The organism is Oerskovia sp. Root918, assembly GCF_001428945.1.
GTDB classification, from domain to species: Bacteria; Actinomycetota; Actinomycetes; order Actinomycetales; family Cellulomonadaceae; genus Oerskovia; species Oerskovia enterophila.
The window spans coordinates 73,045-98,979 of the sequence record NZ_LMJG01000003.1 but is presented as its reverse complement, the minus strand read 5'-3'; the positions used below and the strand labels follow the sequence as shown (position 1 = coordinate 98,979).

Annotated in this window: 24 protein-coding genes; 16 read left to right on the top strand and 8 right to left on the bottom strand. The window is 72.4% G+C overall.

The annotated features are described in order from the left end of the window. Positions 1–253: 253 nt before the first annotated feature. The 3 genes from ASE27_RS06055 to ASE27_RS06045 form a co-directional block, all read right to left on the bottom strand. On the bottom strand, positions 254–1,525 hold the full coding sequence (locus tag ASE27_RS06055; protein ID WP_082608602.1) for an alpha/beta hydrolase: 1,272 nt from the start codon (positions 1,523–1,525) through the stop codon (positions 254–256). Next, positions 1,522–2,481 (bottom strand): zinc-binding dehydrogenase, encoded by a 960-nt coding sequence (locus ASE27_RS06050; protein ID WP_056647535.1) that lies wholly within the window; start codon positions 2,479–2,481, stop codon positions 1,522–1,524. The genes ASE27_RS06055 and ASE27_RS06050 overlap by 4 nt, the downstream gene beginning before the upstream one ends. 118 nt (positions 2,482–2,599) lie before the next feature. Then, on the bottom strand, positions 2,600–2,905 hold the full coding sequence (locus tag ASE27_RS06045; protein WP_056647532.1) for a hypothetical protein: 306 nt from the start codon (positions 2,903–2,905) through the stop codon (positions 2,600–2,602). 118 nt (positions 2,906–3,023) lie between these two features. Between ASE27_RS06045 and ASE27_RS06040 the strand changes: the two genes are divergently transcribed. The 14 genes from ASE27_RS06040 (at position 3,024) to ASE27_RS05975 (ending at position 17,256) form a co-directional block, all read left to right on the top strand. Next, positions 3,024–3,536 carry an Rrf2 family transcriptional regulator gene (locus ASE27_RS06040; protein ID WP_056647529.1) on the top strand — a complete coding sequence of 171 codons (513 nt, stop codon included), beginning with the start codon at positions 3,024–3,026 and terminating at the stop codon, positions 3,534–3,536. A 326-nt stretch (positions 3,537–3,862) separates the two neighbouring features. Beyond that, positions 3,863–5,764 carry an FAD-binding protein gene (locus ASE27_RS06035; protein WP_200955900.1) on the top strand — a complete coding sequence of 634 codons (1,902 nt, stop codon included), beginning with the start codon at positions 3,863–3,865 and terminating at the stop codon, positions 5,762–5,764. Continuing rightward, a complete protein-coding gene (locus tag ASE27_RS20575) occupies positions 5,761–6,312 on the top strand; it encodes a ferredoxin family protein (RefSeq protein WP_200955899.1) in 552 nt (183 codons plus the stop codon). The genes ASE27_RS06035 and ASE27_RS20575 overlap by 4 nt, the downstream gene beginning before the upstream one ends. Next, positions 6,309–7,316 (top strand): ABC transporter substrate-binding protein, encoded by a 1,008-nt coding sequence (locus tag ASE27_RS06025; RefSeq protein WP_056647526.1) that lies wholly within the window; start codon positions 6,309–6,311, stop codon positions 7,314–7,316. Before ASE27_RS20575 ends, ASE27_RS06025 begins: the two co-directional genes overlap by 4 nt. Next, positions 7,313–8,218, top strand: a complete 906-nt coding sequence (locus tag ASE27_RS06020) for an ABC transporter permease (protein ID WP_200955898.1) — start codon at positions 7,313–7,315, stop codon at positions 8,216–8,218. The genes ASE27_RS06025 and ASE27_RS06020 overlap by 4 nt, the downstream gene beginning before the upstream one ends. Next, positions 8,215–8,955, top strand: a complete 741-nt coding sequence (locus ASE27_RS06015; RefSeq protein WP_056647523.1) for an ABC transporter ATP-binding protein — start codon at positions 8,215–8,217, stop codon at positions 8,953–8,955. The genes ASE27_RS06020 and ASE27_RS06015 overlap by 4 nt, the downstream gene beginning before the upstream one ends. A 312-nt stretch (positions 8,956–9,267) precedes the next feature. After that, entirely contained in the window at positions 9,268–9,909 is a 642-nt protein-coding gene (locus tag ASE27_RS06010; RefSeq protein ID WP_056647519.1) for a hypothetical protein, read from the top strand. Between the two features lie 65 nt (positions 9,910–9,974). After that, positions 9,975–10,595, top strand: a complete 621-nt coding sequence (locus tag ASE27_RS06005; RefSeq protein WP_056647516.1) for a hypothetical protein — start codon at positions 9,975–9,977, stop codon at positions 10,593–10,595. Further along, positions 10,588–11,205, top strand: a complete 618-nt coding sequence (locus ASE27_RS06000) for a hypothetical protein (RefSeq protein ID WP_157257404.1) — start codon at positions 10,588–10,590, stop codon at positions 11,203–11,205. The genes ASE27_RS06005 and ASE27_RS06000 overlap by 8 nt, the downstream gene beginning before the upstream one ends. Beyond that, positions 11,202–11,825 (top strand): hypothetical protein, encoded by a 624-nt coding sequence (locus ASE27_RS05995; RefSeq protein ID WP_056647512.1) that lies wholly within the window; start codon positions 11,202–11,204, stop codon positions 11,823–11,825. The genes ASE27_RS06000 and ASE27_RS05995 overlap by 4 nt, the downstream gene beginning before the upstream one ends. After that, entirely contained in the window at positions 11,822–13,147 is a 1,326-nt protein-coding gene (locus tag ASE27_RS05990; RefSeq protein ID WP_056647509.1) for a hypothetical protein, read from the top strand. The genes ASE27_RS05995 and ASE27_RS05990 overlap by 4 nt, the downstream gene beginning before the upstream one ends. Further along, positions 13,144–13,926 carry a hypothetical protein gene (locus ASE27_RS05985; RefSeq protein ID WP_056647506.1) on the top strand — a complete coding sequence of 261 codons (783 nt, stop codon included), beginning with the start codon at positions 13,144–13,146 and terminating at the stop codon, positions 13,924–13,926. The genes ASE27_RS05990 and ASE27_RS05985 overlap by 4 nt, the downstream gene beginning before the upstream one ends. Next, the gene (locus ASE27_RS05980; protein WP_082608600.1) at positions 13,923–14,561 is read left to right on the top strand and encodes a signal peptidase I; all 639 of its coding nucleotides are present in this window, start codon (positions 13,923–13,925) and stop codon (positions 14,559–14,561) included. Before ASE27_RS05985 ends, ASE27_RS05980 begins: the two co-directional genes overlap by 4 nt. Before the next feature lie 124 nt (positions 14,562–14,685). After that, positions 14,686–17,256 (top strand): LuxR C-terminal-related transcriptional regulator, encoded by a 2,571-nt coding sequence (locus ASE27_RS05975; RefSeq protein ID WP_056647501.1) that lies wholly within the window; start codon positions 14,686–14,688, stop codon positions 17,254–17,256. A gap of 8 nt (positions 17,257–17,264) precedes the next feature. Here ASE27_RS05975 and ASE27_RS05970 read toward each other — a convergent pair whose 3' ends face one another. The 3 genes from ASE27_RS05970 to ASE27_RS05960 form a co-directional block, all read right to left on the bottom strand. After that, entirely contained in the window at positions 17,265–17,684 is a 420-nt protein-coding gene (locus ASE27_RS05970) for a pyridoxamine 5'-phosphate oxidase family protein (RefSeq protein WP_056647499.1), read from the bottom strand. 38 nt (positions 17,685–17,722) lie between these two features. After that, complete coding sequence (locus tag ASE27_RS05965) at positions 17,723–18,652, bottom strand: carbohydrate kinase (protein WP_056647496.1); 930 nt, start codon at positions 18,650–18,652, stop codon at positions 17,723–17,725. A 154-nt stretch (positions 18,653–18,806) separates the two neighbouring features. Beyond that, positions 18,807–21,803, bottom strand: coding sequence for a carbohydrate binding domain-containing protein (locus ASE27_RS05960; RefSeq protein ID WP_056647493.1), 2,997 nt, complete (start codon positions 21,801–21,803; stop codon positions 18,807–18,809). Positions 21,804–21,996: 193 nt separating this feature from the next. Between ASE27_RS05960 and ASE27_RS20185 the strand changes: the two genes are divergently transcribed. Beyond that, entirely contained in the window at positions 21,997–22,143 is a 147-nt protein-coding gene (locus ASE27_RS20185; protein ID WP_157257403.1) for a hypothetical protein, read from the top strand. Between the two features lie 55 nt (positions 22,144–22,198). On the opposite strand, the gene ASE27_RS05955 is transcribed toward ASE27_RS20185, so the two are convergent. Further along, complete coding sequence (locus ASE27_RS05955) at positions 22,199–23,245, bottom strand: 5'-3' exonuclease (RefSeq protein ID WP_056647490.1); 1,047 nt, start codon at positions 23,243–23,245, stop codon at positions 22,199–22,201. A 271-nt stretch (positions 23,246–23,516) separates the two neighbouring features. Between ASE27_RS05955 and ASE27_RS05950 the strand changes: the two genes are divergently transcribed. Then, complete coding sequence (locus tag ASE27_RS05950) at positions 23,517–24,572, top strand: 2,3-butanediol dehydrogenase (protein ID WP_056647487.1); 1,056 nt, start codon at positions 23,517–23,519, stop codon at positions 24,570–24,572. A 107-nt stretch (positions 24,573–24,679) separates the two neighbouring features. On the opposite strand, the gene ASE27_RS05945 is transcribed toward ASE27_RS05950, so the two are convergent. After that, the gene (locus ASE27_RS05945; protein WP_056647484.1) at positions 24,680–25,858 is read right to left on the bottom strand and encodes an epoxide hydrolase family protein; all 1,179 of its coding nucleotides are present in this window, start codon (positions 25,856–25,858) and stop codon (positions 24,680–24,682) included. Positions 25,859–25,935: the final 77 nt, after the last annotated feature.

The following is a 25,935-nucleotide window of genomic DNA, read 5'->3' as shown; positions in this document are numbered from 1 at the left end:
GCGCCGATGGTACTGCCCTGGAGACGGGGTGGGAGAGTAGGTCGCCGCCGGACAACCATTCACCAAAGGCCCACCCCACACGGGGTGGGCCTTTGGCACACCCCCGAACACCCAGCCCCGAGCACACCTGTGCCCGGGGCATCTCCATGCTCAGGCGTTCTCACGACCAACAGGCGCGCCTTCGCCGCCCGGGTGTCACCAGCGTTTCGAGGCTCGTCGAGCGCCCGGCGCGGCCGCGCGTCACCGAATCCGCTCAGCTCCACCCGTAGCCTGCGAGCCACCTCGTGATCTCGCGGTAGAAATGTGCCCGTGGCGCGTGACCTGACAGCGTGAGGTCATGGATCCCGCCGGCGATCCGCGCGATCGTCACCACGGGACCGAGGTGTGGAGCGCGTCGGGCGAGGAGCTCGACGTCGAGCACGATGTCCGCCTGGCGCATGTCCTCGCTCCAGCGAGGGCTGATGATGGTCCGGTCGGACATGAGGACGATGATCGGACAGCTCACGGCAAGTCCCGCCGCCACCGTCGCGTGCCCCTCGATGATCCCTCGGAGCCATCCCGCCCGCACCGGGAAGGACGGGACAGGACGCCACTCGGGGTTGAACTCCCACCCGCCGCTCTCGAGATCCCGGAGCGTCCTGGCGTAGTAGCCCGCGTCGATGTTCGGCAGCGGGGCCTTGGGCTGGAAGCGTGCGAGCTGCCGGATCGCCGGCGCCGACACGGTCCGCACGGTCGACGAGCCCTGCAGCTCGAGCCACGGGCTGTTGAGGACGAGACCACGGAGCCGTCCGGGGTTCCGGTTCGCCCAGAGGACGCCCGTCAGTCCGCCGGTCGAGTGTCCCAGCAGCATGACCGCCGCATGGGCCCCGAGCTCGGCATGGATCGTCGCGAGCGCCGTCTCGAGGTCCTCGTCGTACTCGGAGAGGTGCTCCATGTACCCAGGGGTCTGGTGGGGCCGCAGGCTGCGCCCGTACTTGCGCAGGTCGACGGCATAGAAGGCGGCTCCCTGGCCGTGCCAGTACTCGGCGAGCTCGGTCTGGAAGAAGTAGTCGCTCCACCCGTGCACGTACAGCACGGCGCGCGCAGGGCGCACGGCCTCCTCGGTCGGTGGGTCGTAACGGACCAGGGTCGCGACGACCTCGCCCTCGTCGTCGGGCGTGAGCTGGAGGGTGAGCTGCCGGTAGTCCGGCCCGAGGACGTCCTCCTGCCAGCGCCCGCGCTGCGGCCGGAAGCGCGGCTTCCGTGCTGTCGCGCCGCCGCGGCCGGCCAGGGGGGCAGGAGGTGAGGCGACGACCTCCGCCGCCTGGCGGAGCGCACCCAGGGAGACGGTCCGAGAGCTCACCGCCCGGGTGCGGCGTCGGACCGCGGCGATGCGTGGGGACCCTGTCCAGGCCTGGTCGCCGGCCGACCCGGACACCGCCCGTCCGGACTCCGCGCGCCCCTCGGCGGGCGTCCCGCCCCCCGACGTCGCGCCCGCGTCGCCGCTCGGAACGCTGCCCGAGCCGCCCCCGGCCTCGTCGCTCATGTCGTCAGCACGATCTTCCCGTACTGCTCCCCGGCGTCGAGCCGTGCGAGGCCGACAGCGGCCTGCGGCAGGGGAAGGACCTCGTCGATCGTCGGACGCACGTCGGTCCGCGCGAGGAACCGCAGCAGGGCGGCGAGGTCCTCGCGCGAGCCCATCGTGACGCCTCGGACGGTGATCTCCTGGAAGAAGATACGCGAGAGCTCGGCGGGGCTCGCGTCCCCGGAGGTGGCCCCCGCGACGACGACCGTCCCGCCCGGTCGGACCGAACGCATCGAGTGCGACCACGTGGCCTGACCGACGGTCTCGATCACGGCGTCGACCCGCGCGGGGAGCCGTGCCCCGGGTTCGAAGACCGCAGAAGCACCGTTCTGCAGGGCTCGCGCCCGCTTGGCCGACGAGCGCGAGGTCACGAACACCTCGACCCCGGCCGCGCTCGCGAGACGCGTCGCCGCGCTCGCGACGCCGCCGCCCGCTCCTTGCACGAGCACCCGGTCGCCCGGCGCGAGCCCCGCGACCGTGAAGAGCATGCGGTACGCGGTGAGCCACGCCGTCGGGAGGCACGCCGCCTCGACGAACGTGAGCTCGGGCGGCTTGGGGACCAGGTTCTTGGTGGGGACCACGACCTGCTCGGCGAGGGTCCCCGCGTACTTCTCCGACAGGAGCGTCCGGGACTCGGACGGCCCCACACCGTGACCGTCGGCGCCGATCACGCCGTGGACGACGACCTCGGTCCCGTCGGGCGCGATGCCTGCGGCGTCGGTGCCGAGGATCATGGGCAGCTGCTCGGCCCGGAGCCCGACGCCCCGCAGGGACCACAGGTCGTGGTGGTTGAGGCTCGCGGCCCGGACGTCCACCACGGACCAGTTCTCCCGCGCCTCGGGGGCGGGCAGGTCTCCCACGGTCAGTCCTGCGAGCGGGTCCTGCTGGTCGAAGTGCGTCACGTAGGCGGCAAGCATGTGTCCAACCTACGGTCTCCCCGCGTGGAGCGCGTCCGAGCCCGGGGCGGGTCCGCTCTCCGTCCGCCCCGTGAGAAGGCGGGGCCCCGCGCGGCGTGGCGCGAGGCGGCGGTGCAGGTCAGCGGTGGATGCCGCCCGGCACAGGATGCCACCGGGGCCCGTAGCGCCGGGTGAAGACCGCGCCGCTCACCTCGACGAGAGACCCCGCCGCTGCCCGCACGGCGCGGGCGGTCTCGGCGGCCTCGTCGTCGTCCTCGGCGAGGTAGCGCACCGTGACGCGGGCCTCGCCGCTCACGATCCCCAGGTCGTAGGACTCGACCTCGGTCCGCTCGCGCGCCGCGGCGGCGGCCGCCGGCAGCACGGCTTCCGGGGAAGCGCCTGGACGCAGCATCCCGACGACGAGGCTCACCCGGTACGAAGTCACCGCTGCACCTTCGCACAGGCGGGGCCCGGGGGCCGAACCCGCGGCCGGTGGCGTCGCGCACGTCACTTCACCCGATAATCCTGCGGGATCGGAAACACGGCCTCGGCATACTGTGCCCATGCGCATCACCGCCAAGATCGACTACGCCGTCCGTGCGTGCGTGGAGCTCGCCGTCGCCTACGACGAGGGTTTCGTGACCGCCGAGCGGGTCGGGAAGGCGCAGGGCATCCCGGGGTCGTTCCTCCTGGGCATCCTCAACCAGCTGCGCAGGTCGGGGCTGGTCGAGAGTCGCCGAGGTGCGGACGGCGGCTTCCATCTCGCGGCGGACCCGGCGCGGATCGCGGTCGCGGACGTCATCCGCGCGATCGACGGTCCGCTCGCGAACATCGCGGGGGTCCAGCCCGAGGACACGTCGTACGCGCCGTCCGCGGCGACGCTCCAGCAGACGTGGGTCGCGCTGCGCGTCGCGATGCGTTCGGTCCTGGAGCAGGTCACCATCGCGGACATCGCGTCGGGCGAGCTGCCCGACGACGTCGCGCGCCTCGTCGGGGACTCGGAGGCCTGGGTCACGCGCCCGTTCGGTGACGAGGTCGAGCTGCGTGGTGGGGGAGAGGCCGAGCATCGTGGGTGATGCACGCGCCTGCCGGGGGTGACGAGCAAGGCCGCCGGGGGTGACGGGTATGGCCGCCGGGGGTGACGAGCCGTCACCGTCGGCGGTTCGCGCGTTAACACTGCGCAACCTTGTCTCAGCCACCAGCCCAATCTGGACCGTTTCGGTCTAGTTCAGCTACCGTCGGTCTCATGCACACCGAGCTGACGCACCGCGCGCTCCGCGCCGCCGCGCCGGGCTGTTGCTGTCGTCCCGTCTGACCCGACGACACAGCCCCCGCGCCGACCCCACCGGCGCCCCGTGCACCCGCGACCACGTCGCGGCCCCCGAAAGCGACCCTCATGGTTGTGCCCTCTTCCGCACCCGCCACCGTGCGCGCCACCGCACCCGCTGGCCCGCCGTCCCCCCGGCCCCGAGCGACCCAGCGCGCCCCCCGTCCCACGCTCGTCGAGGACTCGGCCGAGCACCTGCTCCTGCACGCCGACGTCCTCGTGATCGGCGGCGGCCCGGCCGCGACCTGGTCCGCGATCGCCGCGACCGAGCAGGGCGCGAGCGTCGTCCTGGTCGACAAGGGCTACTGCGGCACGAGCGGCGTCGCGGCGACGGCCGGCGTCGGGCACTGGCTCGTCCCGCCCGACGCCGACCGCCGCGACGAGGAGATCACGCCGCGCGAGGAGCAGGGCGGCTACCTCACCGACCGCGACTGGACCAACGACGTCCTCGACGAGGCCTGGTACCGCACCGCGCTCATCGACGGCTGGGGGTACGAGCGCACGCGCCGCTCGCGCCCGGCGAGCACCGGCACCCGCGGCGGGGCCGGCGGTCCCGCACCCGCCCCGAACCCCTTCGCGCGCCGCCCCGGCGAGCGGTCCTTCTCGGGATCGTCGCCCGACTACCTGCGCTTCCTGCGCGGCAAGGTCAAGAAGAACGGCGTCACGGTCCTCGACCACAGCCCCGCGCTCGAGCTCCTGGTCGACGGCGCGGGCGTCGTCTCGGGCGCCCAGGGCTACCAGCGCCAGACCGGACGCGCCTGGCGGGTGGCGAGCGGCGCCGTGGTGCTCGCGACGGGCGGCACCACCTGGAAGTCCCACTCCCTGGGCGGCGACGTCGACACGGGCGAGGGCCACCTGATGGCCGCCGAGGTGGGCGCTCACCTGTCGAGCATGGAGTTCTCCAACTTCTACGGCATGGTCCCGTTCGGGACCTCGATGGACAAGAACGGCTTCTTCGTCACGGCCTCCTACTGGGACCACGAGGGTGTGCCCATCGCCTACGAGAACCTGCACAAGAGCCGCGCCGAGCTGCTCGGCGCCTCGCTGCGCGGCACGATCACGGCACAGTTCACCCAGTTCCCGCCCGAGGTCCGCTCGACCCTGCGCGCGGCCATGCCCAACTTCTTCATGGTCACGGACAAGCTGGGGGTCGACCCGTTCACCGAGCGCTTCCCCATGGACTGGGTCCAGGAGGGCACGGTGCGTGGCACGGGCGGGGTCCACGTGCTCGACCGCGACGCGTGGACGGGCGTCCCGGGCCTGTTCGCGGCGGGCGACGTCGCGGCGCGAGACCGTGTGGTCGGTGCGGCGACCGGCGCGGGCGGACCCAACCTGGCGTGGGCCGTGGCGTCGGGCACGTGGTCCGGCCGGGCGGCGGCCGCCCTGGCGGCGGACCGCGGCCCGTCGTCCCGCGGGCAGCGCCTCGAGCCCACGGGCACGGTGGGGCTGCGTCCCGACGACGGAGCGCACCTCCCACGGTCGACCCCGGCCGGGGAGGGGGCATGGCGCGAGATCACGGCCGCGGTCCGCGACGAGATGCTCCCGATCGACAAGTCGGTCTTCCGTCACCACCAGGGGCTCGTGCGGTCGCTCGACACGCTCGACGACCTGTGGGACCGCGCGGGCGCCGAGCTCGTGCCTCCGGACGTGCGGGGCGCCACGGCGATCCGCACGCGCGAGACCGCGGGGATGCTCGCGATGGCGCGCTGGGCCAACCGCACCGCGCTGCACCGCACGGAGACTCGCGGCATGCACACGCGCACCGACTTCCCCGACACCGACCCGCAGCAGGCCCGACGCCTGCTCACGGGAGGGCTGCGCGACCTGTGGGTGCTGCCGGACCCGGAGCCGCCCGTGACGGGCGCCGCCGGGGCGCCCTACCCGGGCAGCACGAGCGCCGGGGCGCCCGGGAGCGCGGTCGGCGCCGGTGCGCCCGGCCGGACCACCCCACCGACCAGGACCGAGGAGGCGTCATGATCGAGATCCTCAACGCCGCGCGCTGCACGTCGTGCGACATCTGCGTGCGGATCTGCCCGACCAACGTCTTCGAGTCCGTCGACGGCGGGGTGCCGACCATCGCGCGGCACTCGGACTGCCAGACCTGCTTCCAGTGCGAGGCGTACTGCCCCGAGGACGCGATCTTCGTGTCTCCGTCGCGCACGCCCGAGCCGGCCGGGTCGCCGTTCCTCGACGAGGCCGACCTGCTCGACCGCGACCTCCTGGGTCTCTACCGGGACCGGGTCGGGTGGCGGCGGGCGCCGCGCGGGAGCAGCTCCGGTGCTGCAGAGAGCGCCGACGCGCCGACCGACACCGTGGCCGGCGCCACCGCGCAGACCGTCCTGTCCTCCGACGTCGACTACCACCGCGCGGCCGCGCTCGCCCCGACCGCGCTCGCCCCGACCTCGGGGTCGCGCGACCACGCCGACGGCACGACACCAGCCGGCACCCCCGCCGACGGTGCACGCCCCCACACCTCCGTCCACACCGACAGCACCACGACCCACCTCCAAGGAGCCCCCTCATGAGCCGGAACCGCACCTTCGCCGCCCTGGCGTCCGTCGCCCTCGTCGCCGCGCTCGCGGCCTGCTCCACGTCCGAGGCCGCGACGCCGTCGGGCGACGGTGCGAGCGCGGGCGCAGAGCTCGCACCCCTCACGACGGGCGGCCCCTGGAACGGCGTGGCAGGCAAGACGCCCGTCGCGACCGGGCCGTTCGGGTACGCGGTCGAGACCGGGATCGCCGACGCGATCCTCGCCGAGCACGGGTACGAGTACGAGGGGTTCGTCGGGTTCAACAACGGGCCGCCCGTGGTCCAGGCCCTCCAGACGGGCGACATCCAGGTCGGCTTCATCGGCGACACCCCGGCGACGCAGGCCAAGGCGAGCGGCCTCGACGTCCCGGCGCTCGTCATCGCCAAGCCGTCCTCCGACATCTGGTTCCTCACCCGGACCGGCGGCGTCACGACGATCGACCAGCTCGCGGGCAAGAAGGTCGGGCTCCAGTTCGGCTCCAACTTCGACAAGTACGGCCGCGCGGTCCTCGAGCGCGCCGGGGTCCTGGGCGACGTCGAGCTCGTCAACCTCCTGTTCGCCGACGCCCTGCCCGCTCTCCAGCGCGGCGACATCGACGCCGTGCCGGTGCCCGCGACCACGGCCGGGATCTGGCGCCTGCAGAACGACTTCCCGGTCCTGTCCAAGGCGAGCGTCGACGACCCCGACCTGCTCGCGACGAGCGTCTCGCTCACCTCGCGCGAGACCTACGAGGCGAACCCCGAGCTCGCCGCGGCGGTCTGGGAGGTCACCGAGGCCGGCGTGGCCAAGATCGAGGCCGACCACGACGCCTACGCCCAGTGGGTCTTCGAGGCCACGGGCTCGCCCGTCGAGGTCGTCAAGGAGGCCGAGCTCTGGCAGTACGGCACGCAGGCGATCGACCCGGACGGGCTCAAGACCGTGCAGTCGACGCTCGACTTCCTCGTCAGCTCCGGCGCCGCCCCGAAGGCGTTCGACGTCAGCACGTGGGGTGTCGAGTGACCACCGGCACGACGACGTCGCGCGCCCGCGCGGAGGCGTCCCCGGTCAGTACAGCGACAGCCGTCGGTACGGTGCCGACCACGGCCCCGGGGGCGGCCGGCGCGCGGACCGGTGCGACGTCGTCGGGCAGGAAGCGGCGCTCGCCGCGCGACGTCCTGCTGCGCGCCTCGGTGCCCACCGCGATCCTCGCGCTCTGGTTCCTCGGCTCGGCCCAGGGGTGGATCGACGAGAAGCAGTTCCCCGCGCCCTGGCAGGTCGCCGACGCGTTCGTCGAGCTCGTGAGCACGGGCGTGCTGTGGGAGAACCTGTCGGTCTCGCTCGGGCGCGTGGCCGTGGGCTTCGCGATCGGCGGGCTGCTGGGGCTCACGCTCGGCGTCGTCGCCGGGTTGTTCCGCCTGGGCGACCAGCTCCTCGACCCCACGCTCCAGATGCTGCGCACCATCCCGTTCCTCGCGATCGCGCCGCTCCTCATCCTCTGGTTCGGGATCGACGAACGACCCAAGATCATCATCATCGCGGCCGCCGCGCTGTTCCCGCTCTACCTCAACACCCACAGCGGCGTGCGCAACGTCGACCGCAAGATCCTCGAGGCGGGCAAGGTGTTCGGGCTGCGCGGGCTGGGGCTCGTGCGGCACGTGATCCTGCCCGAGGCCATCCCGTCGGTCCTTGTCGGGCTGCGAGTGTCCCTGTCGGTGTCGCTGCTCGCGCTGATCGTCGCGGAGATGTCCAACGCGCCGCGCGGCATCGGGTTCCTCATGGTCTCCGCGCAGCAGTACTTCCAGATGGACGTGCTCGTCGTGTGCGTGCTGATCTACGCGGTGTGGGGGCTGTCGGTCGACCTGGTCGTGCGGCTCCTCGAACGCGTCCTGCTGCCCTACAAGCGACTCGGGAGAAAGCCATGAGCGTCCGGACCGTGCACGACCCTGCCGCGCCGACCGTCCGGGTGCAGGACGTCACCAAGTCGTACGGCGACCGGACCATCCTCGAGGACTTCTCCCTGACGCTGCGTCCGGGCGAGTTCGTCGCGCTGCTCGGGGCCAGCGGCTCCGGCAAGACGACGCTGCTGCGCATCCTCGCCGGGCTCGAGGAGCACGACACCGGGACCGTCGAGGCCCCCGCCGAGCGGACCGTGGTGTTCCAGGAGCCGCGGCTCGTCGCGTCCAAGCGGGTCGGGTCCAACGTGATCCTCGGGCAGCGCTCCACGCGCGACCGGCGCGCCGCGGCGTCGGCCGCGCTCGCCGAGGTGGGCCTCGGGGGCCGTGAGGCCGCCTGGCCCACGACGCTCTCCGGAGGAGAGGCGCAGCGCGTCGCGCTCGCCCGGGCCCTCGTGCGCAACCCGCGCCTGCTCCTGCTCGACGAGCCGTTCGCGGCGCTCGACGCCCTGACCCGCATCAGGATGCAGGCGCTCGTGGCCGAGCTGTGCCACGAGCACCAGCCCGCCGTGCTGCTCGTGACGCACGACGTCGACGAGGCGATCCTGCTCGCCGACCGCGTGGCCGTGCTCCAGGACGGGAAGGTCGGGGTCGAGCTCGAGGTGCCGTTCGACCGGCCGCGACGGCGTGGGGTGCCGGGTTTCGGGGACTTCCGGCGGCGGCTGCTGCTCGAGCTGGGCGTCGAGGAGGCGATCGGGACGGCGTGAGGCCGGCGCCCGGGCCCGGCGTCCGGGTGCCGGCCCCCGGGCCCAGGCCCGTGTCGCCCGGCCGTCCCCGAGGTCCACCGCAGGGCGCTCGAGGGGGTGCTCAGGGGCGTGCGTCCGCAGTACCCAGGGCGCTACTCAGGCGGTGCGTCCACCGGGCTGGGGGCCGGGTGAGAAATTGCTCAGCACCTCATCCTTACCGCGTGGTGAGTATTCAGTGCACTCCTAGCGTCGTCGTCATCAGCCCCCGGGACACCTCCCGGGACGACCCACGGGTCGACTGGCGACCACCCCGTTCCTGGAGGAGCACCCCTCGTGAGCACCACGGCCAAGAGCAGCACCCGGAAGAAGACCCTCTACTCGATCGGCGCCCTCGTCGGCATCGGCGCGCTCGCCACCACGGCGGCCTTCACCGACTTCGCCAACCTGAACCTCGGCGGCGGCACGGACGGTTCCGGGATCGGCGCCGGTGCGTTCAACATCCAGGTCGTCGGCACCGACGTGGACGGCATCCCCGTCCCGGGCACCTGGCAGGAGGCCGACACGGCCGAGGGCGTCGACATCGCCGTGCCCGGCGCCGACACCATCACGCCCGGCGACACGATCTCGGTCGCGCTGCCCTACAGGAACGACTCGGAGAAGCTCGGGGCCGACCTCCGGCTCTGGGTCAACGAAGTCCCGGGCAAGACGTCCGACCCCGCCTATCTTGCCGCGCTCCGCTTCTCGGTCGCGGGAAGCGACGGCGTCGCGATCGTCAGCGACCTGACGTTCGACCAGTTCGACGAGCTGGCCGAGTCCGCGGCCCTCACCCCCGTGACCCTGGCACCGGGCGCGTCCGACCAGCTGACGCTCTCGATCACGCTGGCCGACCAGGGCACGGAGGCCAACGCCGCGCTCAACGGCGGCGTGGCCTACGTGCAGGCGCACTTCGACGCCGCATCCGTCGTCCTCCCGTAGCGAGCCCGCACGACCGGCCGGTGGCGCAGGCCACCGGCCGGTCCGCTCTCGGAAGGAGGGTCACGATGCACCGCAAGATCTGGTCCTGGGGCGCGCTGCTCGGCGTGGTGACCCTTGCGACGTCCGCCATGGTCGTCGACTCCGACACGGTCGACGTCCGGTTCGCCCAGGGCGACGACTTCGACATCATGGTCGCGGGTTCGCTCGAGCCCGGCTGGACGCCCCACCCGGCAAGTTGGGGGCACGGCAACCCCGACGCGTACGACGTGGTCCTGGGGGCCGACCCCGGCTCCGGCGCACGTCCCGGTGGCCCGCAGGTCATCGGGCCGGGCGGGCAGCTGACGTTCCGCGTCGCAGCGCTCAACACGTCTCCCGGGCTGCCGGCCCGTGTCGCTCTCACGGTCACCGACCCCGACGACCGCTCGGGCGCGACGGACCCGGCGACGGGCCGCCCGGTCGAGCTCTTCAGCCAGCTCCGCTTCACGATCGTCGAGGACGGCGAGGTGCTGGTCGACGACCTCGACGGCCCTGCCCTGGCGGCCGCCACCCACGAGTGGACCGAGTCCTGGGCCCCCGACGAGATGCACCTCCTGGAGGTGACGGTCGCGCTGCCCGCCGACCTCGACAACCAGTGGCAGGACGCGACGTCCGCCATCCAGCTCCGATTCGAGGCCCAGAATGACTGACCGGAACGCATCAGGCGCGCACCGGGCCGCCGGTCGTCCGACCCGTCGTCCGCGTCCCGCCCTGATCGCGTTCGTGGGGGCCGGAGCCGGCGCGGTCCTCGTGGGCTCGATCGGCGGGACCGTCGCGGGCTTCACGGACGAGGCCTCGGCCGTGATCGAGACCGGCGGCTCCTACGACATCTCGCTCGAGACCCTCAGCCCCACGGGCGACGTGACCACCGGCCAGGGCAGCCCCGACGCGCTCGTGGTCGAGACCACGCACGGCACGTTGAGCCGGACGGTCCCTGTCGAGTGGCGCGTCGACGTCGTGAACGACGCGGCGCCCGGCGCGGTGCACCTCACGCTGTACGACCCCCTCGACGAGCCGTTCGTGCTGGGCGCCCAGCAGTACCCGGACGTGTACTCCCGCCTGCTCGTGACCGTCACCGTCGCGGGGTCCGTCGTGGCTCGCGACGTCCCTGCGGCCGACCTCGCGGTCGACCTGGGAGCGCTCGGGACCGACGAGCACCGCACCGTGCACGTCTCCGCAGTCCTGTCCCCCGACACCCGATCGGTCTACCACGGTAGGTCGACCAGCGTGGGCATGGCCTTCACCGGGAGCACCTCATGACCGGCAGACCTCACCGCACGATCCTCCTCGCCGTGCTCGCGTTCGTCCTCACCACGCTGTGCCTCGCCGTGACGTCGCAGCCCGCGGCCGCAGCCGGCGACCTGATCGAGGTCGACCCGGACAGCGTGGTCGTCGAGGCCCCTGCTCCGGGCCGCTCGGTCGAGTGGACCATGACCGCCCGGAACGTGACCGACCGCGCCGTACCGCTGACCCTCACGGCGGCCGGCCTCGGGGGAGCGCTCTTCGAGGGCGAGCACCCGCTCGACGTCCTCGTGGTCGGGCCCGAGGGCGACGTGCTCCTCGAAGGAGGCGACGTCGTCGGGCAGGGCGACCTGACCGTCGACCTGCCCGAGCTGCCCGCCGGGGGCGAGTACGTCGTCCACGGGCGGGCCGCCATGCCCGCCGAGGCGGGCGACGAGTACCGCGGCGCGGAAGGGAGCGTCACGCTCCGCTTCGTCGCGACCGCCCAGAGCGAGGGAGAGCCCGGGGCGCCCGGCATCCCCGGTGGCGGCCTGGCCTCGACCGGAGCGGGCGTCATGCTCCTCGCCACGCTCGCCGTCGTCCTGATCGGTGCAGGAACCACCGCCTACGTCTCCACCCGGAAGAGGAGGACCCCATGAACGCCGCCACCCGCCGCGTCGCCGCCGCCACCGGCGCGCTGACCTTGGTCGCGACCGCACTGCTCGGGACCGTCCAGCTCACCACGGCCGCCTACACCGACGAGGCGCGGGCCGAGATCGGTGCGCTCACTGCCGACGTCCCGCCCGTGGTCGCCGCGATCCGTCAGGCCAACGCGGTCGACACGACGGCCGCGATCGTCGAGGGACGGCTCTACCTGTGGGGCTTCCTCGGGGCAGGTGCGAACCCTGGGGGCGGTGCGCTCGGTGCAGGTGAGGGGGCCGTCCGGATGCCCTCGCTCTTCAGGCCGTTGACCGACGTGGTCGACGTGAGCGCCAACGCGTACGGCTACAAGGCGATCGACGCGAGCGGCCGGCTCTGGACGTGGGGCACGAACGGCTACAACGAGAACGGCGGGCTCCCGGGCGCCGTGCCCGCGTCGTGGACGCCGCTCGACACCGACGTCCGGTCCGTGGCGTCGAGCGAGTACGCCAACGCCTGGCTCAAGGCCGACGGCTCGGTGTGGACCACCGGGACGCCCGCGTTCGGCCAGCGCGGGAACGGCAACAGCCTGCCTCAGGTGAACCCGACGCGCGTGACCTTCCCGGCCGGAACGGGCGCGCTCGTCTACGTCGGTGCCGCCTACGAGGGCTTCTACGCGGTCGACGACGCGTCGCGCGTCTACTTCTGGGGTCGCGACTACCGCGGCGGGGCCGGCAACGGGCTCCACGGGGACCGCTACGTGACCACGCCCGTCGAGGTGCCCGCGCTCACCGCGCTGGTCGCCTCGGAGGGGCTCGCCTACCTGGGCGGCGGCTACGCGTTCGGGACCCTGCTCACCGAGAAGGGCGACGTCTACACCTGGGGCTCCGCCGAGAACAACGCGCACGGCGGCGCGCCAGGGAGCTGGACCGCGCTCGACGGTCGGGACCTGGGTGACCCCAAGCTCCTCCTGACAGGTGTCGAGGACGTCGCGGTGAGCTTCCAGACGGGCCGCGCCCTCATGGCCGACGGCACCGTCCAGGCCTGGGGGGCTCGGCTGTGGGGCGGAGCGTTCCGGCTCCCGAGCGGTGCGATCAACTCGACCAACGCCCTCGCGGTGGTCTACGACGGCGGCAAGGGCCCAGCGGTCGAGGTCGGCGGGTCCAAGGACGTCGGCTCGTACACGCTCGCGGACGGCACGCTGTGGACCTGGGGCGAGAACGGGTTCGGCGCCGCGTGCGGTGGGCTGACCTACGCCGCGTGCGCTCGCTCGGTCACGTCGACCGGAGCGACCAACGGCCTCTACGTCTGGCCCGCGCACCAGGTCGAGGTGACACCGTGACCGGCGTCGGGCGCACTGCGCGCACCTCGGTCGCCGGTGCGGCGACCCGTGCCGACCTCCGTGCCACGCGCGGTCGACGCCGTCGGGCCGCCCGCACGCTCGGCGCGCTCGCCGTCGTCGGTGTCGCCGGTGCTGGTGCCTTCCTCGTGGGTGGCTCGGTGGGAGCGACGGGCGCCTCGTTCCAGGACACCGCGAACCTCAACGTCGAGTCGCGCGGTGTCGGCAACCCCGAGGCGTTCGACATCGCGCTCGTCCGCGACGGCGTGCTGCGTCAGGCCGACGGCGACGGGCTCGCGTGGGCCGTCGACGGGGCCGGGACGTTCCTCCCGGGCACCGTCCTGGAGACGGTGGTCCCCGTGGTCAACAACGGGCCGTACGACGCTCTGGTCTCGTTCCGGGTCGAGGACCTGCACGACGAGGCCGCGACCGGGGGCAAGGACCCGATCGGCCTGTACCGCTGGACCGTGCTCGATGCCGACACAGGCGAGGTCCTCGCAGGCGACGGTGCGGACCCGATGGCCAGCGAGGTCACGGCGGACGGCCTCGCGGCGGCGACGGCCCCGTTCGCCCTGGCCGCCCGTGGCACGTCCGCTCTCGCGGACGGCTCGCCGTGGGCTCCGGGCGTCGACGGCAGCGTGCGCACCCTGCGAGTGCTCGTCGCGTACCCGGACACGCCGGAGAGCGAGGGCTACAACGGCGCCACGTCACGGATGCGCCTCGCGTTCGGTGCCGAGTCGGTCCCGGCCGCAGGTGCGGCCGGCCAGGAGGTCGCGCCATGAGAGCACTCGTGTGGTTGCGCGACGCGGTCCTGAGCGTCACCGCCGCGATCGGCGTCGTGTGCGTCCTGCTGCTGGGCGCGTCCTTCGCGTTCGACGTGAAGTCGCTCGTGGTCGTCTCGGGCTCGATGGAGCCCGGCATCCCGACCGGCTCCCTCATCCTCAGCCGGATGACCCCGGCGAGCGAGATCGTGGTGGGCGACGTCGTCACGGTCCCCAAGCGCACGGGCACCGAGCTCGTCACGCACCGCGTGGTCGAGGTCGCCGTCGTCGAGGGCGTGCCCGAGGGGCGCGAGCTCACGCTCCGCGGCGATGCCAACGACGTCGACGACCCGTACACCTACGGCGTCACGGTGGCCGGCAAGCACCTCCTGACGATCCCTGGCGGCGGCTACGTCGTGAGCTTCTTCCAGTCGCGGGACGGCGTGGTCGCCACGGGCGCCGCGATCCTCGTGGTCGTCGTCCTGCTCGTCGGGACGCGGGGCGAGACGCGGCAGTCGGTGCGGCGCGCGCGCCGGGGCACCACCCTGCCCGACGGCGCTGCTCACCCCTCGGTGCGGGCTTCCGGCCACGATGCTCACCCGGGTGAGGACGCGCGGTGCGCGTCCGACGACCCCGAGCGCGTGGAGTCACGGTAGTGCCGCTCGCCTCGCCCGAGGCGCGTTCGGGGGGCATAGTCCGAAGGGTGACGGTATCGACCCGTGCGCCCGCCGGGGTGGGGGCCGTCACGTCGTGACGGACCTGATCCCGAGGAGAGCCACCGTGTTCGACGACGAGGTGCAGAGCGCTGTCGACCACCTGCGGAGCGGGATGTCCGTCGAGGTCGTCGGGCAGCGCGGGATCGGCCGCACGACCCTGACCCGCCGGGTCGTGGCCGAGCTCGAACGGACCGGCGCGAGCGTCCTGTCGCTGACCGGGCTGACGAGCACCGTGCCCGAGCCGTACGTCTCGCTCCGGCTCGCCGGTGTCGAGACACCCAAGGACGGTCCGACGCTCTACGGGTTCGTCGACCGCGTGGCGCGCGAGCTCGCGCGCGGGTCGAGCGCGTACGTCGTCCTCGACGACGTCCTGACGATCGACGAGGACTCCCTCGCGGTGGTCACGGTCGCGCGCGAGCGCCTGGACGCTCCGGTGCTGGTGACGTCGTTGCCGTTCCGTCGTGGTCTGACCTCGGCGCAGCGCTGGTTCCCCGCCGAGAAGGGGGTGCGGATCACGCTGGGCCCGCTCTCCTACGAGGAGACGAGCGCGCTGGTCCACCGTCTGCTGGGCGGCCGCGTCGCGTCCGACGTCGTGGCGCACGTCTACGCGAAGTCCTCCGGGATCACGAGCCTCGTCCGCTCGATCGTGCACACCGCGACGTTGAGCCGAAGGATCGAGGAGACCGACGGCGTGTGGCGCATGGCCGGGGACACCCTGTGGAACCCGCACCTGCAGACCGTGATCGAACAGCTGCTCGCGGGGCTCGATGACGAGGACTTCCGGACCGTCTACGAGCTCGCGCTCCTCGGGTCGGCCACGATGGAGCAGATCACGGTCATCGACCGCGTCGCCTCGGTCGAGAGGCTCGAGGAGCGCGGGCTCGTGAGCGTCGTGGGGCAGCAGCCCCTCAAGGCGCTCGTCTCGCTCAACCCGCTCGCGATCGTCGACTACTTCCGTAAGCGCCCCCTCGACGTGGCGGGCATGGTGCACTCCCGGCGGCTCAGCGAGCTGCTCCAGGTGCCTGAGTCGAAGCTCTTCCAGGCAGCGCGGCAACGCATCGAGAGCTCGGCGGTCTCGGCGCTCCCTGCGCCGCCCGAACCCGGCGGCTTCCCGGTGCTCGCTCGCTACTTCACCGACCGGATGGCCCTCGAACGGGTGGCACACGAGGAACGGGTCGCGACCGACCCGTCCCTCGCGAACATCCTGTCCTACCTCGGCGCGCTCCTGGAGTGGCAGGACGACCCCGAGCGCATCGAGGCGCTGTTCGAGCAGACTGACCATCGCAGCGACGGTGCGACGCGCGGCGACCTGGTGCTCTACGGGGTGGTCAAGGCCCTCTGGTACGGGCTCGCCCGTCACGACGCCCGCGCCGTCGCACGTGCGCTCACGTGGATGGTCCAGGCCACGGGCGATGCCGACGGGGAGGCGCACGCGATCCAGGTCTTCCTGCGGGTCGTCAGCACGGGTGTCCGGCCCGACGACCTGGACTGGCTCCACCGGGAGGTCCGGCGTCGTCAGGACTGCTGGGTCTCGCACGTCGTCCTCGCCGCCACCCTGACGATCCACGGCGACCCCCGGGGGGCGCTCGCCGCGATGGAGGACAGGCCCGCCACCACGCCGGCCATCATCGAGCGCTACCTCGACTTCTTCCGCGCCGTCGCGCTGGTCGACGGAGAGGACGGGGCTCTCGCGACGCGCACGACCACCCGGTTCCTCCGGGAGTCGCAGCTCGAGCTCGACCGTCCTCGGGTGACGTTGTTCGCATACGCAGCCGCGCTCCGGACCTTCGTCGAGGGGAGGTGGGAGGAGGGTGTCAACCTGCTGAGCGAGATCTTCACGCTCGGAGCGCCCGGTGAGATCTCACGTGGTGTGCACGGAGCGATGCTCCGGCTCGGTGCGGACCTGATGTTCCGGACGGGCCGGGGAGACGTCGCCTCGTCGTTCCTGATGGAGACCGAGGGCGTCCCGGACGGGCCGCTGCCGTGGATGCAGCGCGGTGTCGACGACGCGATCCGTGCGCTCATGGCGGGCGACGTCGGGCAGGCTGCGGACATCCTCACGACCATCGGACGAGAGGCCGAGCCCAAGGGCTACTGGTCCGTCGTCCGGGCCGCGCTCCAGGTCGCGACGGCGCTCGACCCGACGCTCGTCCGTCTCGACGTGCTGGACCGGGCCTGCGGGCTGTCGCCCGAACCGCAGGCACTCTCCGGGTATCGGGCCACGGTGAGGCAGGTGCTGACGGACCCGCTCGGCGTCGAGCAGCACCTGGCCGCGTACGAGCACGGCCGGGACGACTACTTCCTGCTGCGGACCCTGGTGTCCTTCGCCCAGCGCAGCGACCCGGAGCTGAGGGAGCACGTCACCGCGGCCGCTCGGCAGCTCGAGGTCCGTCTCGGGCGGACGCCGCTCGTCGTGAGGCAGGTCGAGGACACGAACCCGTCGCTCACGGCTCGTGAGCTGGAGGTAGCCCTGCTGGTCGGCGCGCACACGAGCGCCGAGGTCGCGTCGGCGCTGGGGATCAGCCGGCGGACGGTCGAGAACCACATCTTCCGCGCGCTCAAGAAGACTGGTGCTTCGTCTCGGGCAGAGCTCGCCGAGATCGCGGTCAGAGCGCGGGTCGAGGTCGCCGGGTAGGCGCTGCGCTACCTGCTCGACGTACCCGAGGGGGTGCGTCCGGCCTCGGGCCGGTAGTCCCCGTAGCGTGCCCACGTCACCGTGACCCGGACGAGGACGATCCCGTCCTGCGCGAGCGAGCCGGCGAACTCGGGGAACCTCGCGGCGTACTCCGCCGCGCAGCGCTCACGCTCGCGCCCCTCGGGCAGGTCGGCGACCCCTTCGCACTGCAGGGTCGTCCCGTCAGCGCCTCCGACGGCCACCGCGATGCGCGGGTCACGGCGAAGGTTGGCGATCTTGCGTGAGCTCTCGCGGGCGTCGAGCACGAGCTCGCCTCGATCGGTCGCGGTGAGAGAGAGGTAGGCCGCCTGAGGGCTGCCGTCCGGGCCGAGCGTCGCGACGACTCCTGCCCCCTGAGCGCGGACGTACTCGACGAGCTGCTGGTCCATGGGGAGATCCTCGGGTGCCGTCGGAGCGTTGTCCAGGATCAGCGGTTCGCGAGCTCCGCACGCCGCGGCGGGTTCGCACCAGCGCGCGACACGGTGATCGCGGCCGCTGCGACGCACTGCTCGAGCACCTCGCTCAGCGAGGCGAGGTCGATCGCACGCAGCGCCTCGCGCCGGTCGGCACCCAGGAGGTCCTGCTCCCAGAGCCCGTCGATGAGCGCTCCCATGAAGGTGTCACCGGCACCGACCGTGTCGACGACCTCGACGCGCGGCGCGGCGACGCGGACCTCGCCCGCAGGGCACACCGCGACCGCGCCCTCGCCACCGAACGTGACGACCACGATCGCGGGCCCCCGCGCAGCCCACGTCCGGGCGACCTCGACCGGGTCGGCGCCGGGGTGGAGCCACTCGACGTCCTCGTCGCTCACCTTGACGACGTCGGCGGCCGCGACGAGCGGCTCGATCCGGGCGAGCGCGGCCTCGGCCGTGCCCATGAGGCTGGGCCGGGCGTTGGGGTCGTACGTGATGGTCGAGCGCTCGCGCGCCGCCAGCACCAGGTCGTGGACCGCGTCCGCGCCGGGCTCGAGGACGGCGGCGATCGACCCGGTGTGGACGGCGAGCGTCGTCTCGGTGGCCGCGGTGCCGGGGGCCACGTCCCAGGTGATCGCGAAGTCGTACGTCGCGGCCCCCGACGCATCGAGGACCGCTCGCGCCACGCTCGTGGCAGCTGCGCCGTCGGACCCCGGGGTGAGGGTGACGCCCGAGTCGGCGAGCCAGGCGCGCAGCGTCTCTCCGTGCTCGTCCTGACCGATGTGGGCCGCGAGCAGGGTCTCGCGCCCGAGTCGGCCGAGCGTCAGGGCGACGTTGGCCGGGCTGCCGCCGGGGTGCTCATCGGTCGTGCCGTCGGGGCGTCGGACCTCGTCGATGAGGGCTTCGCCGACGACGAGGACGTGGGGGGACCGGTGCGGCATGAGAGCTCCAGAGCAGGTGAGAGGTTGCGACGGTGCAGCGTCGTGAAGAACGATCCTGCACCGATGACAGCGTTGTCAACCGCACGGGCGTGCGGCTGGTGGCACGGGACGAGCGGGCGCCGCCCCAGGGCGGGCGGCACCCGCTCGTCGACCGCTACCTCAGGTACGGACCTGCTTCACCGACCTTGCCCGGCGCCGGGTTGCCCGGCAGCTCGAGCACGTAGGCGCGCATGTTGCCCTTGCCGCTCACGGACACCGCGAGCGATCCGCCGGTGACGACCTTGCGGTCGCCCGTCACGGCGTCCACGTAGGTGCCGTTCGGGATGCCCGAGAACGTCGCCGAACCGCTCACCGCGACCAGCACGAACGAGTCCACGGACCCCTCGGTGAACCGCTTCTTGTATGCGATCCCACCCGAGACCCCCTCGGTCGAGTACTGGCCCTTCTGGAGCGCCGGGATCGCCCGGCGGATCTGGTTGAGGCGCTGGACGTGCTTGACCAACGGCTGCTGGAGCGTCGTCGCGACGGCCCCGGTGGCCGACGTGACGACGCCGAAGTCGTTCGCCACCACTGTCCCCGCGAGGTGGTCGCCGTAGTAGGCGCGCCCCGTGGTGGCGAGCGGGCAGGTCGGACCGCAGTCGATCTTCTTGCCCGCCTGGAACTCGATCTCCGAGCCGTAGTAGAGCGTCGGGATGCCGCGGAACGTCCACATGAGGCTCATGTTCTCGGCCCACGCGTCGGTGCCCCCGGCGAACCGCGTCTGGGACTTGCCGGGCCCGTAGTCGTGGCTGTCCACGTAGACCGTGTTGTACGTCGCGTCGTTCGTGACGTCGTCGGAGTCCTTGCCGGACCAGAAGGCGTTCGAGGCGTCGTCGAAGTTCATGTGCATGCGCATGTCGATGATGTTCATGCCCGACGCCTTGGAGTGGTCGGGCGCGTGGTACGTGTTCCCGACCAGGGTCGCGTTGGTGCTCGTCGGCTGGTTCGCCGGCCCCATGAGGTTCTCGTACTGGAACTGCTCGGCCGCGGCGACGACGTCGTCGAGCGAGTACTCCTTGCGCTCGTCCCAGGTGTAGAACGGTGCGGAGTGGTTCACGGACCCGCGGTTCCACTTGTCGTGCACGAACTGCGCGACCTCCCCGAACACGTAGAAGTCCTTGCCCTTCTCGCCGTGCGTCGCGACCGCGTGCTCCTGGATCGCGGGCAGGAAGACCCGGTTCCACGTGACGCGGGGGATGTGGACCGCAGTATCGATCCGGAACCCGTCGACGCCCATGTCGATGTACTTGTTGTACGCGCCGATCAGGTAGTCCTGCACCTGCTCGTTCTCGGTGTTGAAGTCCGCGAGGTCCTCGTGGATCCAGCAGTCCTGGGCGTCCTTGCCCTCCCAGTTCCCGATCCAGCAGGGGTGGTAGAGGTTCGAGGGGAACATGCCCGACGTCGCGTTGGGCCACTGGCAGCTGTACGTCCGGTAACCCTCGGCCGAGTAGCCGACCGGGACACCCCAGCTGGCACAGTTCTGGCCAGCGGGCTGCGTCGAGGACCACAGGTCACCGTTGTACGTCGAGCCGTCGGCGTCCTCCTCGAGCGGGTCGTACTCCTTGCCCGCGACGGGCTGGTCGTAGTACCAGCTCCACTGCGCGTCGCGCGCGCCGTACACGGTCGGGGTGAACAGCCCCTCTGCTCCCCACCGGGACGAGTGGTTGTACACGACGTCCTGGTAGATCTTGATGCCCTTGGCGTGCGCCGCGTCGATCAGGTCCTGGTAGCTCGCGCCCTCCGACTCGAGCCGCGGGTCCACGCGGTAGAAGTCCCACCCGTGGTAGCCGTGGAAGTCGTAGTCGGACCGGTTGAGCACGACGGGCGTGATCCAGATCGCCGAGAACCCGAGGCCCTTGATGTAGTCGAGCTTGTCGACGATGCCCTCGAAGTCGCCCCGGAACATGGGGTCGTCGTTCGCGGCGTTGCCCGACTTCACGTGCATCGAGCCGCCACGGTTGTTGGTCGCGTCGCCGTCGTTGAAGCGTGCGGTCATGACGAAGTAGATCGAGTCCTCACGGGGGTCGCCGCCGAGCGGCTCACCGGTCGTGGCGGGGGGCGTCGTCGGCTGGGTACCGGTCGTCCTCGAGGCCGTCGTGCTCGCCGCGGAGCGGTTCCCGGCCGCGTCGAACGCGGTCACGGAGTACGAGTACGCCGTGTTCTCGAGGAGGTTCGTGTCGGTCGCGGACGTGCCCGTGACGTCGCGCGTGACGGTGCCCGCGCCGCCCGTGCGCGTCACGGTGTAGCCCGCGACGGCCGTGTCGTCGGTCGACGCGGTCCAGCTCGCGGTGAGGCCGATGCCCGTACCGGTCACGGTCAGGCCCGAGGGGACCGACGGGGCCGTGGTGTCGGGCACCTCGGGGACGACGGGCGGGCAGGGGTCCGTGGCGTTCGCCGTGAGCGCCCCGTTCTTCACGGTCGAGATCCCGGGGCCGTAGGCGTAGTCCTTGCCGCCGTTGTTGTCCCAGGTGCCCGAGCCGTTGGTGAAGACGACCTTGCCGCCCGTGGCGGCTCCCAGGTCGATCGTGAACCGGAACCACCCGGTGCAGGCGGCCTCCATGGCCTTGCCCGGTGCCGTGGTCCAGGCCGCGGTCGTGGTGTTGAAGTGGATCTTCGGCGCGGTCCACGTCGTCGCGTAGTAGAGGGTCGCGGCGCCCGCGGGAGCCTCGGTGGGGGTGGAGGTGGGTTCGGGGTCGGGCGTGGTCGCGCAGGGGGAGGTCCCGGTCGTGACGGCACCGTCCTTGACGACCACGACGCCTGCACCGACCGCGTAGTTGCGGCCGCCGTTGTTGTCCCAGGTGCCCGACCCGTTGTTGAACGTGAGCTGGGCCCCGGCGGCCGTCCCGAGCGGGATGGTCCGGCTGAGCCAGCCGTCGCACGCGGGCGCCATGGCGACGCCGGGGACCGTGGTCCACGCGCCGCCCGTGACGCCGTAGTGGACGTTGGTCGTGGTCCAGCCGGCGCGGGCCGGGTAGTAGACCGTGGTCGAGGCCTCGCCGCTGGTCGCGCCGGCGGCCGTGGCCACCGAGGTGACGGCGAGCGGGCCCAGGAGCCCGAGGCCGAGGAGGAGGGCGACGGGTCGTCTCCACCGTGCGAACGTCGTTGATCGCATGATCTTCCTTCATCAAGGGGGCACCGCCGAGAGTCACGACGGTGTGACTTCTGCAAGGTTGCGTAACGTTGCAGCCTTCCTTGCGGGAACATACAGGACATCCCGAGGGCTGACCAGAGGTGTGGGAGGCTCGACCGGGCGTACCGAGGCGCGACGGGAGGACCCGGCACCACGGGTGCCGGCAGGAGGAACGATGGACATGATCAAGCCGTGGCAGCTCGTCACGGTGGTCTGCGTGCTCGCGCTGCTGACCTATGTGGTGATCGTCGTGCGGGCGTTCCTCGGTGGGATGCGTGGCGAGGAGCGCGGGCGGCGTCGCCGCCGACGTCCGCGCACCTGAGCTCCGAGGTCGGCACGGCGCTGCTGACGTCTCAGCGCACGGACGCGGACGCCTCTCAGCGCACGGACGCGAACGCCTCCAGGACCCGGTCGACGCTCGACCGCAGTCCCCAGCGCGAGGCGAGCGCGTCGAGGGCCGCAGCGTCCGCGGGGGCGGACGGGACGTCGTCGGGCACTGCGGGCAGGGGGGCGTCGCGCGCGACCTGGACCACGAGCGGGGCGACGTCCAGATAGTCCGCGGCCTCGGTCAGGCGGCGTCGCTGCGTGGGGCTCAGGCCGGGGTCGCCCTCGTCGCGTGCGCGCAGGATGCCCGCGAGGTCGCCGTAGCGGGCGAGCAGCCCCGCGGCCGTCTTCTCGCCGATGCCCGCGACGCCCGGCAGGCCGTCGCTCGGGTCGCCGCGCAGCGCGGCCATGTCGGCGTACGCCTGGCCCGACGTCACGCCGTAGCGCTCGGCCAGGCGCTCGACATCCACGACGTCGAGCTTCTTGAGACCCCGAGCGGTGTACAGCACGCGCACTGGCACGTCGTCGTCGACGAGCTGGAACAGGTCGCGGTCTCCCGTGACGACCTCCACCGGCCCGACATCAGGCCCACGGGAGTCGCTCGCACCGATCCCTTCGCCCGCCTCGCGCAGGGCGCGCCGCCGGGCCGACTCGCGCTCGACGAGCGTGCCGATCACGTCGTCGGCCTCGTAGCCCGGGCAGCCGACGCGCGCGATCCCGAGGGCCGCGAGGACCTCGACGATGACGGGGACCTGGGTCGTCAGAGCCTCGGGGACCTCCTCGATGCCCGTGGTCCCGGGGACCTCGGTCGCGACCCGGTGGGCCTTGTAGGACGGGATCGCGTCGACGCGGAACGCGGGGCGCCAGTCGTCGTCCCAGCACGCCACGAGGCGCGCGGGCCGGCGCTCGGTGACGAGCACCGCGATGGTGTCGAGGAAGCCGCGCACGGCGTTGACGGGCGTGCCGTCGGGGGCCCTGACCGAGTCCGGGACCCCGAAGAACGCACGGAAGTACTGCGACGCGGAGTCGAGCAGCAGCAGGCCGCCGTGGCCGGGGAGCTGGGTGTCGCGCAGGGGAGCGGGCGTCGCCGGGTCCGTCATGCCACCCAACGTACCGGCGGCCGCCCACGCGGGCCGGTCCACGGCCCGGGTGCCGCGCGCCCCGACCGGTGCGACACCCCGACGCCCGGCCGCGGAGGTCCCTGATCTGACGCTGCGAGGAGGGATGTGTCACATCCGATTCGGGACCTTTGGCCGGGCTCTTCCGCAGGTCACGTGCCTAGGGTGGAAGTTGCCCCGGGCATCGAGGCGACCCGTCCGGGGTCGCCTGTCAGGAACCCAGCGACCAACGAGAGAAGGCGTGGCGAGGATCATGAAGGCTGCACGTTTCCACGGACGAGAAGACATCCGCATCGAGGACGTCCCGGCCCCCGAGCTGCGGCCGGGCGCGGTCGCGATCGACATCGCCTGGTGCGGGATCTGCGGTTCGGACCTGCACGAATACCTCGACGGCCCCATCTTCACGCCCGCCAAGGGCCGCCCGCACCCCCTGTCGCACGAGGAGATCCCCGTGACCATGGGCCACGAGTTCTCCGGGACCGTGACCGCGCTGGGCGAGGGCGTCGACGACCTGACGATCGGCGAGTCCGTGGTCGTCGAGCCCTACTTCGTGTGCGGCGAGTGCGCGCAGTGCGAGGCCGGCAACTACCACCTGTGCGTCAAGATGGGCTTCATCGGCCTGGCCGGTGGTGGTGGCGGACTCTCCGAGAAGGTCGTCGTCGACCGTCGTTGGGTCCACCCCGTGGGCGACATCCCCCTCGACCAGGCCGCGCTCATCGAGCCGCTCTCGGTCGGCCACCATGCGGTCGTCCGCTCGGGCGCCCAGGCCGGTGACGTCGCGCTCGTCGGAGGGGCGGGACCCATCGGGCTGCTCACGGCCGCGGTCCTCAAGGCGCGCGGCGTCACGGTCATCATGTCCGAGGTCTCCGAGGCCCGGAAGACCAAGGCCCGTGAGACGCACGTCGCCGACCACGTGGTCGACCCCACGCAGGACAACCTCATCGCCCGCGTCCGCGAGATCACGGACGGTCGTGGCGTCGACGTGGCCTTCGAGTGCACGAGCGTCAACGCGGTCCTCGACCAGCTCTTCGACGCGGTCCGCCCCGCGGGCGTGATCGTGGTCGTGTCGATCTGGGGCAAGCCTGCCGCGGTCGACATGCAGAAGCTCGTCCTCAAGGAGATCGACCTGCGCGGGACCATCGCTTACGTGCGCGACCACGCCGAGACGATCAAGCTCGTCCAGGAGGGCAAGATCGACCTCGCCCCGTTCATCACGGCGAAGATCCCGCTCGAGGACCTCGTGACCGAGGGCTTCGACACCCTGATCCACCGCAACGAGACCGCGGTGAAGATCCTCGTCCACCCGTGACGGGCTCCCGGCCCGACGCCGGAGCGCACCCTCGACGCGGAAGGTGCGCTCCGCCGTCGGGCCGGGTTCTTCATGCACTCGGCGGAGACCGGACGGCCTGCCGCCGCTCAGCGGACCGTCGCGAAGAACTCCCGCACGTCCGCGACGAACGCCTCTGGTTCCTCCATCGCCGCGAAGTGGCCCCCGCGACCCTCGACGTCGGTCCACCGTGTGATCCGGTGCTGGGCCTCGGCGTACCGGCGGATGCCGACGTCGTGCGCGAACACGATGACGGCCGTCGGGACGCCGGTCGGGGGCTTGGGCGCGTCCCACGCGCTCTCGCTCGCGTACGCCATGTACGCCGACGACCCGGCCGTGCCGGTCAGCCAGTAGATCATCACGTCGGTGAGCATCCGGTCCCAGCCGAGCACCTCGTGCGGCAGCTCGTCCGCGGGGAACGTCCAGGCCTTGAGCTTGTCGAGGATCCACGCGAGCTGCCCGACGGGCGAGTCCGTGAGTGCCGCGCCGATCAGCCCGGGGCGCGTGCCCTGGATCGAGACGTAGCCGAGCTCCTCGGTCATGAAGCGCCCGATCCGGCTCAGACGGTCGCGCTCGAGCTCCGTGAGGCTCGCGAGCTCGTCCTCGCCGATCTCGTGGAACGCCATGCCGATGTTGCCGTTGAGGTGCACGCCCACGACCGGTCCTGTGGTGCCGTCGCTCCCGGTCGCGCGCGCGACCTCGGGCGAGACCCCCGCGCCCACGTCGCCGCCCTGCACGCCGTAGCGCTCGTAGCCGAGCTGGCGCATGAGCTCGGCCCACGCGACCGCGATGCGTGCACTGTTCCAGCCGGCCTCGGTGGGTCCCGAGAAGCCGAAGCCCGGGAGCGAGGGGATCACGACGTGGAAGGCCTGCGCGGGGTCGCCGCCGTGCGCGCGCGGGTCCGTGAGCGGCCCGATCACGTCGAGGAACTCGGCGAACGACCCCGGCCAGCCGTGCGTGAGCAGCAGCGGGAGCGCGTCGGGCTCGGGCGAGCGGACGTGCAGGAAGTGGACCCGCTGCCCGTCGATCTCGGTGAGGAACTGCGGATGGGCGTTGATGGCGGCCTCCTGCGCGCGCCAGTCGTAGGACGCGCGCCAGTGCTCGACGACCTCGCGCAGGTAGGAGACAGGGACTCCCGTGTCCCAGCCGTCGCCCGGCAGCGGGGCGGGGAACCGGGTCCGCGCGAGACGGTCGGCCAGGTCGTCGAGGTCCGCCTGCGGGATCTCGAGGCGGAAGGGGCGGATCGTGGAGCTCGTCGTCGTGTCCATGTCCTCGACGCTACGCGCGGTAGCGGTCAGCCTCTGTCCGCTATTCCTGCCCGACGGCGGAGCTCGCCTTGCCGCGT